The 8,048-nt window shown below is 74.7% G+C and carries 8 protein-coding genes, 1 tRNA gene and 1 pseudogene; 7 read left to right on the top strand and 3 right to left on the bottom strand.

Annotation, left to right across the window (positions count from 1 at the left end; genetic code table 11):
• Positions 1-127: 127 nt before the first annotated feature.
• Positions 128-628 carry a hypothetical protein gene (locus tag G3I53_RS15690; RefSeq protein WP_164334700.1) on the top strand — a complete coding sequence of 167 codons (501 nt, stop codon included), beginning with the start codon at positions 128-130 and terminating at the stop codon, positions 626-628.
• Between the two features lie 46 nt (positions 629-674).
• Here the strand turns inward: G3I53_RS15690 and G3I53_RS15695 are convergent, their stop codons facing one another.
• Positions 675-1,352 carry a pentapeptide repeat-containing protein gene (locus G3I53_RS15695; RefSeq protein WP_164334699.1) on the bottom strand — a complete coding sequence of 226 codons (678 nt, stop codon included), beginning with the start codon at positions 1,350-1,352 and terminating at the stop codon, positions 675-677.
• Positions 1,353-1,503: 151 nt separating this feature from the next.
• Between G3I53_RS15695 and G3I53_RS15700 the strand changes: the two genes are divergently transcribed.
• The 3 genes from G3I53_RS15700 to G3I53_RS15710 are packed head-to-tail and all read left to right on the top strand — an operon-like array spanning position 1,504 to position 4,636.
• Entirely contained in the window at positions 1,504-2,679 is a 1,176-nt protein-coding gene (locus G3I53_RS15700) for an FAD-dependent oxidoreductase (RefSeq protein ID WP_164334698.1), read from the top strand.
• A 47-nt stretch (positions 2,680-2,726) separates the two neighbouring features.
• The gene (locus tag G3I53_RS15705; RefSeq protein ID WP_164438458.1) at positions 2,727-3,722 is read left to right on the top strand and encodes a zinc-binding dehydrogenase; all 996 of its coding nucleotides are present in this window, start codon (positions 2,727-2,729) and stop codon (positions 3,720-3,722) included.
• A 32-nt stretch (positions 3,723-3,754) separates the two neighbouring features.
• Entirely contained in the window at positions 3,755-4,636 is an 882-nt protein-coding gene (locus G3I53_RS15710) for an aminoglycoside phosphotransferase family protein (RefSeq protein WP_164338944.1), read from the top strand.
• Positions 4,637-4,681: 45 nt separating this feature from the next.
• Here the strand turns inward: G3I53_RS15710 and G3I53_RS15715 are convergent.
• Positions 4,682-4,757: transfer RNA gene (locus G3I53_RS15715), tRNA-Thr, on the bottom strand.
• A gap of 307 nt (positions 4,758-5,064) precedes the next feature.
• On the opposite strand from G3I53_RS15715, the gene ugpC reads away from it, so the two are divergent.
• From ugpC to G3I53_RS15730, 3 genes are all read left to right on the top strand, one after another.
• Positions 5,065-6,153 (top strand): sn-glycerol-3-phosphate ABC transporter ATP-binding protein UgpC, encoded by a 1,089-nt coding sequence (ugpC, locus tag G3I53_RS15720; RefSeq protein ID WP_164338945.1) that lies wholly within the window; start codon positions 5,065-5,067, stop codon positions 6,151-6,153.
• Between the two features lie 258 nt (positions 6,154-6,411).
• A complete protein-coding gene (locus G3I53_RS15725) occupies positions 6,412-6,864 on the top strand; it encodes a hypothetical protein (protein ID WP_164338946.1) in 453 nt (150 codons plus the stop codon).
• Positions 6,865-6,983: 119 nt separating this feature from the next.
• Positions 6,984-7,715: a nucleotidyltransferase family protein gene (locus G3I53_RS15730; RefSeq protein WP_164338195.1), complete on the top strand. Its 732-nt coding sequence runs from the start codon at positions 6,984-6,986 to the stop codon at positions 7,713-7,715.
• A 144-nt stretch (positions 7,716-7,859) separates the two neighbouring features.
• Here G3I53_RS15730 and G3I53_RS15735 read toward each other — a convergent pair.
• A pseudogene (locus G3I53_RS15735) lies at positions 7,860-8,048 on the bottom strand (hypothetical protein); the annotation flags it as partial.

Consider the following 8,048-nt stretch of genomic DNA (forward strand, 5'->3'; position numbering starts at 1 on the left):
GTCGGGGCCGGGAAGACGCCGGGCCGGGCCCGGGGCGGCCGGCGGGCGGCGGTGGGGGCGCACTCCGCGATCCTACGAGGCGGCGCCCCCGAGGGCGGCGCCGCGCGGCCGTGACACCATCACACTCGTGCTCGACATCGGCTACGCCCTCTCCAACCGCTTCCCGGACCCCCCGCAGACCGACTACCGCCGCGCGGATGTCCACGCCCTGCGCCACGACCTGTTCTGCGGCGACGTCTACCTGGCGGACACCGAGGAGGACCGCGAGCTGTCCACAGCCTGGGGATGGGTGCCGGTCCTCGACTTCGCCTGGGCGCTGTGCGATATCGTGGAGCGCGTCGACCGGGACCCGGCGGGCTCCCGCGCCTCCCGGCCCCAGCGGGCGGAGCTGGACTTCACCGAGTCGACCGACCGGCTGCTGTTCGAGCGGCGCTTCGGCTGGGTGGACATCGAGGCCGAGTGGCTCCCGGCGAGCGAGCCCCCGCTGACCTTCTCGCACACCGAACTGCGCCGCGAGGCCCGCGACTTCCTGCACGACCTGCTGGCCGACCTGACCGACCTGCACGAGGACCTCGGCGAGAACCCGGCCGTCTGGACCCTCCAGGCCCGCTACCCCCGCATCGGCTGAACCCCCGGTCTCGCGAGGGGCCGCGCCCCGCTGTGCCGGGCCCCCCTCACCCCTCCACGCGGATCCCCAGCTGCGCGGCCAGCACCGGAGCCAGGTCCAGCAGCTGCCCCGTGCTGACCACCGCCCCCGCCAGCCGGTCCACCCCCCGGGCGATCTCCAGCGGGGCTGCCCCGCGCAGGTCGACGTCGGTGAGCGCGGCCCCGCTGAAGTCCGCGTCCCTCAGCGCGCAGTCCACGAACGCCACCCGCTCCAGCCGGGCCCCGCCGAAGTCCGGCTCGACCAGGACACAGCCCTCGAAGACGACGTCCCGGAGCCGGGCCGCACGCAGGTTCAGGAAGTCGATCTTGCCGCCCCGGACCAGCACCCGCTCCAGCTGCGCCCCGTGCAACTGCGTCCCGCCCAGCCGCGCGTCGGTCAGCTCGACGTCGCGCAGGGTGGCCTCGGCGAGGTCGGTGCCCACCCCCCGGACCCCGGCCAGGACCGAGTCCAGCAGCCGGACGCGGGTGAGCCGCGTCCCGTCCAGCGCGCACCCCCGCAGCGCGCAGTCCAGGAAGCGCGACCCCGCCCCGTCCTGCCCGGCCAGGTCCGCCTCCGCGAACTCCAGCCCGTCGTGGTCCCCGTCCGGCTCCAGCGCGCCCGCCCCGAACCGCTCCAGCTCCGGCAGCCGCACCTCCGGCCGCCGGGGCTCCCGCACGCGCGCACCACCCGCCGCTCTCCTCGCCATGACCCCATGCTGCACCCCACCACTGACAACGGCCCGATCACCCCCGCGACCTGCGAGAACACCGCCGATGTCACATTCCGGGCCACGCGATCCGTCGCATCGGGGAAGGCACAGGCGATTCCGGGCACGGGAGACAGGGAGACCCCCAGGCATGCACCGCACGCACCGCATCACCGTCATCGGCGGCGGCTTCGCCGGACTCACCGCCGCCATCACCGCCGCGGAGGCGGGAGCCGAGGTCACCGTCCACGAGGCCCACCACACCCTCGGCGGCCGGGCCCGCACCGCCGAGGGCCCCTACCGGACCAACGAGGGCCCGCACGCCCTGTACCGCGGCGGCCCGCACTGGACCTGGCTGCGCGAGCGCAACCTCGTCGGACCGCTCGCCGGCCTCCCCGCCCGGGAAGCGGCCCGGTTCCGGCTCCGCCACCGCGGGAGGCTGCGCCGCACCCCGCCCCTGGCGATGCTGAGACTGCTGCGCGTCGACGCGGCCCGGGCGCCCGTCGGCACCGACTTCCTCACCTGGGCCACCGGCATCGCCGGCGAGGAGGCCGCCCGGGCCGCCGCCCACTACTGCGCGGTCGCGCTGTTCCACCACGACCCCGGCTCGCTGTCCGCCGCCTTCGTGCAGGAACGGCTGCGCCGCGCCACCAGGCTGCCCCCGGAGGCGCGGTACCCGGTCGGCGGCTGGGGCGCGCTCATCGACCGGATGGCCGCCCGCGCCTGGAACCTGGGCGTGCGCGTGGAGACCCTCTCCCGCGTCGACACGCTCCCCACCGACACGCCCGTCGTCGTCGCCACGTCCCTGGAGTCGGCCCGCCGACTGCTCGGCGACCCGGCGCTGACCTGGCCCAGCGGCCGGACCGTCCTCGTCGACCTCGCCCTGCGCACCCGGCGCGGCGACGCGTTCGTCGTCTCCGACCTGGACGCCCCGGGCTGGCTGGAGCGGTTCACCGCCCAGGACCCCTCACTCGCCCCGGCCGGCGAGCAGCTGATCCAGGGGCAGATCCCCATCGCCCCGCACGAGTCCCGGGCCGACGGGGTCCGACGGGCCGGGGAACTCCTCGACCTGGGCTTCGAGGGCTGGCGGGAGCGCGTCACCTGGCGCCGGGAGGCGGTGGCGAACGGCCGTACCGGTGCCGTCGACCCGCCCGGCAGCAGCTGGCGCGACCGGCCGGCCGTGGACCGCGGTGACGGCGTCTACCTCGCCGGGGACCGGACCGCCGCGCCCGGCGTGCTCTCGGAGGTCTCCTTCAACAGCGCGTTCACCGCCGTCTCCCTGACCCTCGGCCGCCGCGAGCTTGACCTCAAGCGAACTGGAGGTTGAACAGTGGGGGGCGTCCACCGCGGCACCGTCCTTCCCTGGGGGTCCCCATGCGCGCCGTCCGTCTGCACGCCTTCGGCCCGGCCGAGAACCTCGTCCTCGAAGAGGTGCCGGACCCCCGGCCGGGCCCCGGGCAGGTGCGGATCGCCGTCCGGGCGGCCGGGGTCCACCTCCTCGACACCGCCCTGCGCGCGGGCCGCCCGGGTCCCGCCGGTGCCCGGGCCGAGCTGCCCACCGTCCCCGGCCGGGAGGTCGCCGGGGTCGTCGACGCCGTCGGCGAGGGCGTCGAGGAGAGCCGGCTCGGGGAGCACGTCGTCGCCCACCTCGGCTTCGCCCCCGGCGGTTACGCCGAGCTGGCCGTCACCGACGCCGACCGGCTGCACCCCGTCTCGCCCGGCCTCGACCACGCGGGGGCCGTCGCCATGATCGGCACGGGCCGTACCGCGATGGGTGTCGTGCAGTTCGCCGAACCCGGCCCCGGCGACGTCGTCCTGGTGCCGGCGGCGGCCGGCGGCCTCGGCACCCTGCTCGTGCAGTACGCGCGCAACGCGGGCGCCACCGTGATCGGCCTGGCCGGCGGCCCCGCCAAGACGGCCCTCGTGGCGGCGAACGGCGCCGACCTGGCCGTCGACTACACCGAGCCCGGCTGGGCCGGCCGGCTCGGCGCCCACGCGGGCAAGGTGACCGTCGTGTACGACGGGGTGGGCGGCGACGTCGCCCGCACGGCCGTCGGCCTGCTCGCCCCGGGCGGCCGGCACGTCGTCTTCGGCTGGTCCTCGCAGGGCCTCGCCGCCGACCGCCCGTACCTCGTCGACGGCGTCTCGGTGAACGTCCTCGGCCCGGCCATGCTGGAGCGGGCCGGCGGCCCGCACCCGCTGCGCACCCTCGAACTGCGGGCCCTCGGCGAGGCCGCCGCGGGACGCCTCGTCCCCGCCGTGCAGCGCTTCCCGCTCGCCGGGGCCGCCGCCGCCCACCGCGCCCTGGAGGGCCGGGCCACCACCGGGAAGGTCGTGCTGGAACCGCAGGGGCACCCCTCGCCCCGGTGACGGGTCCGCCGCGGCGCACTACCGTGCGGCCCATGATCGATGTCCCGCCCGGACTGGCCGCCGCCCAGATCAGGTTCAACAAGGAGGCGGGCCGCGCCTTCGTCACCGCCCTGCCGCGGCTGACCGCGTCGTTCGTGGAGCGCTGGGAGCTGCGCGTCACCGGGAGGCCCCTGCACGGCGTCAGCGCCCTGGTCGTCCCGGTGGACCGCGCGGACGGCACCCCGGCGATGCTGAAGCTGCAGATCCGCGACCACGAGAGCGAGGGCGAACCGGTCGCGCTGCGCGCGTGGGACGGCGACGGCGCGGTCCGCCTGCTCGACCACGACGAGCCCACCGGCACCATGCTCCTGGAACGCCTGGACTCCTCCCGGATGCTGTCGCGCGTGGCCTCCCCGCGCGACGGCGTCCTGGTGATCGCCCGCCTCCTGGCCCGGCTGCACGCCACCCCGGCACCCGCCGGCCTGCGCCGCCTCGGCGACATCGCCCGGCGCATGCTGGAGCGCACCCCGCCCGTCCTGGAGCGCATCGCCGACCCGGAGGCCCGCCGGGTCGTCGCCGACTGCGCGGCCGCCGTCCGTGAGGTCGCCGGTGAACCGGGCGACCGGCTCCTGCACTGGGACCTGCACGACGAGAACGTCCTCGCCGCCGACCGCGCCCCCTGGCTCGCCATCGACCCCAAACCGCTGGCCGGCGACCCGGGTTTCGACCTCTGGCCCGCCCTCGGCAACAACTTCGACGCCGACGACGTCGCCTGGCGCTTCGACGCGATGACCGACGTGCTCGGCCTGGACCGGGAGCGCGCCCGCGCGTGGACGTACGGGCGGGTGCTGCAGAACTGCCTGTGGGAGACCGAGGAGGGCCGGCCGCTGGGAGCGGAGGACCTGGAGATCGCCCGGCGGCTGCGCGGGAGATGACACGTCCCGGGCCGAGGACGGGCCGGCCCGGGACGGCGAGGAGAGAGCCCCCTGTCGGATTCGAACCGACGACCTGCTGTTTACAAGACAGCCGCTCTGGACCGGACTGAGCTAAGGAGGCGCCGCGCGCTCCGCGCGCGAAGGCTGCTCCACTGTACACAGAGCCGGTTTCCCCCGGCCACGCACTTGCCGGCGGGGCACCGGGCGGCCCGGCGGACCCGGCGGGCGCGAAAGTTCACGAACAAATCACAGCCCGGAAACTACTGACAAGCAGGTGAACGCCGGGTACCGTCCTGTGCCAGTTCACACACGTGGACTACACCACAACGGAATACGTGGACGACACCACTTCGGAACACCCGTCGTGGCACCACCTTCCTACTCGGATCGTCCGGCACGTTCCTGCCGGTAGAAGGGGGCCCATCACCATGGCCACAGTCACGTTCGACAAGGCGACCCGGATCTACCCGGGTTCCACCAAGCCCGCCGTCGACGCGCTCGACATCGAGATCGCGGACGGGGAGTTCCTCGTCCTCGTCGGTCCCTCCGGTTGCGGCAAGTCCACCTCCCTCCGCATGCTCGCGGGCCTGGAGGACGTGAACGGCGGCGCCATCCGCATCGGCGACCGCGACGTCACGCACCTGCCGCCCAAGGACCGGGACATCGCCATGGTGTTCCAGAACTACGCCCTGTACCCGCACATGACGGTCGCCGACAACATGGGCTTCGCGCTCAAGATCGCCGGCGTGAACAAGGCGGAGATCCGGCAGAAGGTCGAGGAGGCCGCGAAGATCCTCGACCTGACGGAGTACCTGGACCGCAAGCCGAAGGCCCTCTCCGGCGGTCAGCGCCAGCGTGTCGCGATGGGCCGCGCGATCGTGCGTGAGCCGCAGGTGTTCCTCATGGACGAGCCGCTGTCCAACCTGGACGCCAAGCTGCGTGTCTCCACCCGTACGCAGATCGCCTCCCTCCAGCGCCGCCTGGGCATCACCACCGTCTACGTCACCCACGACCAGGTCGAGGCCCTCACCATGGGCGACCGGGTCGCGGTCCTCAAGGACGGTCTGCTCCAGCAGGTCGACACCCCGCGCAACATGTACGACAAGCCCGCCAACCTCTTCGTGGCCGGCTTCATCGGCTCCCCCGCGATGAACCTCGTCGAGGTGCCGGTCACCGACGGCGGCGTGAAGTTCGGCAACTCGGTGGTGCCGGTGCAGCGCGACGCGCTCTCCTCCACCACCGACAAGACCGTCACCGTGGGTGTGCGTCCCGAGCACTTCGACGTGGCCGGCGAGGACTCCGACCAGGGTCTGGCCGTCACCGTGAACGTGGTGGAGGAGCTGGGCTCCGACGCGTACGTCTACGGCACCACCACGGTGGGCGGGGAGGCCAAGGACCTCGTGGTCCGCGTGGGCGGCCGCAACGTGCCGGAGAAGGGCAGCACCCTGCACGTCGTGCCGCGCTCCGGCGAGACCCACGTGTTCTCGACGTCGACCGGCGCCCGCCTGTCCGACTGACCCGGGGTCACCCGCGGGACGGCCACCGTCCGCACCGCACCCCCGCTTTTCACACCTCGTCCGGCACACCTCACCCGGACGGACGACGAAGGGCCCCGCAGCCTGCTGCGGGGCCTCTCGCGTTGTCGACAAATACCCCGGCACTCCGGGCATTTCGACCGTGCGCGTCAACGCGTTACCCCGAAAACGCTCCGGTCATGTCCCCCGAACCGGTGACGGAATGTCTTCGGTCCATCACTGGACGCTACCCTCACTCGCGTGAAGCACTCCACTAACCCTCAGACGCGACGCGGCCGGGGCCACGCCCGCCGGATCGGCCGCAGCCTCGCCCTCGTCCTGCCCGTCGTCCTGGTGTTCTCCGGAACTCTCGCGGTCGCCCGGGTCGACTGGTCGGGGAGCCCCACGAGCCCGGTGCTCACCGCCGCCGACACCGCCGTCGCCGGTGCCTCGCGCAGCGCGGCGCGCGCCCCGCACGAGGTCCTGCGCGACCGGCTGCTGGTCGAACTCCAGGAGAAGAACCCCGGCGTCGCGCTCACCCACCTCCAGGAGGCGGTCAACGACCGTCCCTCCCTCGCCCGGCACTGCGCGTCCATCGCCCGCGCCCTGGGCAAGGCCGCGGTGCGCGTGTACGGCCCGACGAAGGCGCAGTCCTTCTCCCGCCCGGTCTGCGACACCTCGTTCGCGTCGGGGGTCCTGGCCGCCCACCACTGACCGCCCGGCCGGCCACGGCACCGACGTCCGGCCCCACGCGGCCGGCGCCCGTGCGGGGGCCGGCCGCGGTCGTGCCGGGGCCCTCCGGGGCGCCCGGGGGCGCCACGTACAGTTCGGTCATGACCGATCCGAACGCCGCGTCCCGCCCCGTTCAGGCCGTCGTCCTGGCCGGCGGCCAGGGCTCCCGGCTGCGCCCGTACACCGACGACCGGCCCAAGCCGATGGTCGAGATCCCCGGGACCGGGACCCCGATCATCGGCCATCAGCTGTCCTGGCTCGCCGCCGAGGGCGTGACGGACGTGGTGATCTCCTGCGGCCACCTCGCCGACGTTCTCCAGAAGTGGCTGGACAGCGCCGATCTGCCGGTGTCCGTCACCACCGTCGTCGAGTCGGAGCCCCTCGGCCGCGGCGGCGGCCTGAAGTACGCCGCCGCGCATCTCCCGCACCCCGACCGGCCCTGGTACGCGACGAACGGCGACATCTGGACGCGCTTCTCCCTGCGCGACATGGCCGACTTCCACACCGAGCGGGACGCCCTCGCCACCCTCGCGCTGGCCCGCCCCCGCATCCCGTGGGGCGCCGTGCAGACGGACGGCTTCGGCCACATCACGGACTTCATCGAGGCCCCGCCGTCGACGTTCGAGATCAACGCGGGCATCTACGTGTTCTCCCCCGGGTTCGCCGACCTGCTGCCGGAGCGCGGCGACCACGAGCGCACCACGTTCCCGCACCTGGCGCGGGAGCGCCGCCTGGCCGGCTTCCCGATCCCGCAGGGCTCCTACTGGCGGGCCATCGACACCGCGAAGGACCTCACGGAGGCGGCGAAGGAACTGGCGGCCCACGGCCGCTGACCACCCCCCGGCACCGCCTGACGACCCCGCCACCGTCCTGACGGCCCGCCAGGATCCCGCCCCCCGGCAAGGGACAGCACGACGGAAGGGGGCCCGCACGCCGTCCGTGCGCGCCCCCTTCCGTCGTGCCTGCTCCGCCCCGGGCTACCCGAGGAGGCCGCCCACGAGGCCGGGCTGGCCGGAGGACGATCCGCCGCCGCCTCCGCCGGAGCCGCCGCTCGGCGTGCCCTCGCCGCCGGTGCTGCCGCCGCCCGAGGTGGGGCCGGAGCTGGTGCTCGGCGCCTGCTCGGCCGGCGTGGACTGCTGCGGCGGGGCCTGCCCGGCGCTGCCCTG

It is taken from the genome of Streptomyces sp. SID14436 (assembly GCF_010548465.1).
Lineage (GTDB): Bacteria > Actinomycetota > Actinomycetes > Streptomycetales > Streptomycetaceae > Streptomyces.

Coding starts and splice junctions, on each gene's coding strand:
- G3I53_RS15695 (WP_164334699.1), bottom strand. CDS start 1,352: ATGGCGAGGAGAGCGGCGGGTGGTGCGCGCGTGCGGGAGCCCCGGCGG.
- G3I53_RS15700 (WP_164334698.1), top strand. CDS start 1,504: ATGCACCGCACGCACCGCATCACCGTCATCGGCGGCGGCTTCGCCGGA.
- G3I53_RS15705 (WP_164438458.1), top strand. CDS start 2,727: ATGCGCGCCGTCCGTCTGCACGCCTTCGGCCCGGCCGAGAACCTCGTC.
- G3I53_RS15710 (WP_164338944.1), top strand. CDS start 3,755: ATGATCGATGTCCCGCCCGGACTGGCCGCCGCCCAGATCAGGTTCAAC.
- ugpC (WP_164338945.1), top strand. CDS start 5,065: ATGGCCACAGTCACGTTCGACAAGGCGACCCGGATCTACCCGGGTTCC.
- G3I53_RS15730 (WP_164338195.1), top strand. CDS start 6,984: ATGACCGATCCGAACGCCGCGTCCCGCCCCGTTCAGGCCGTCGTCCTG.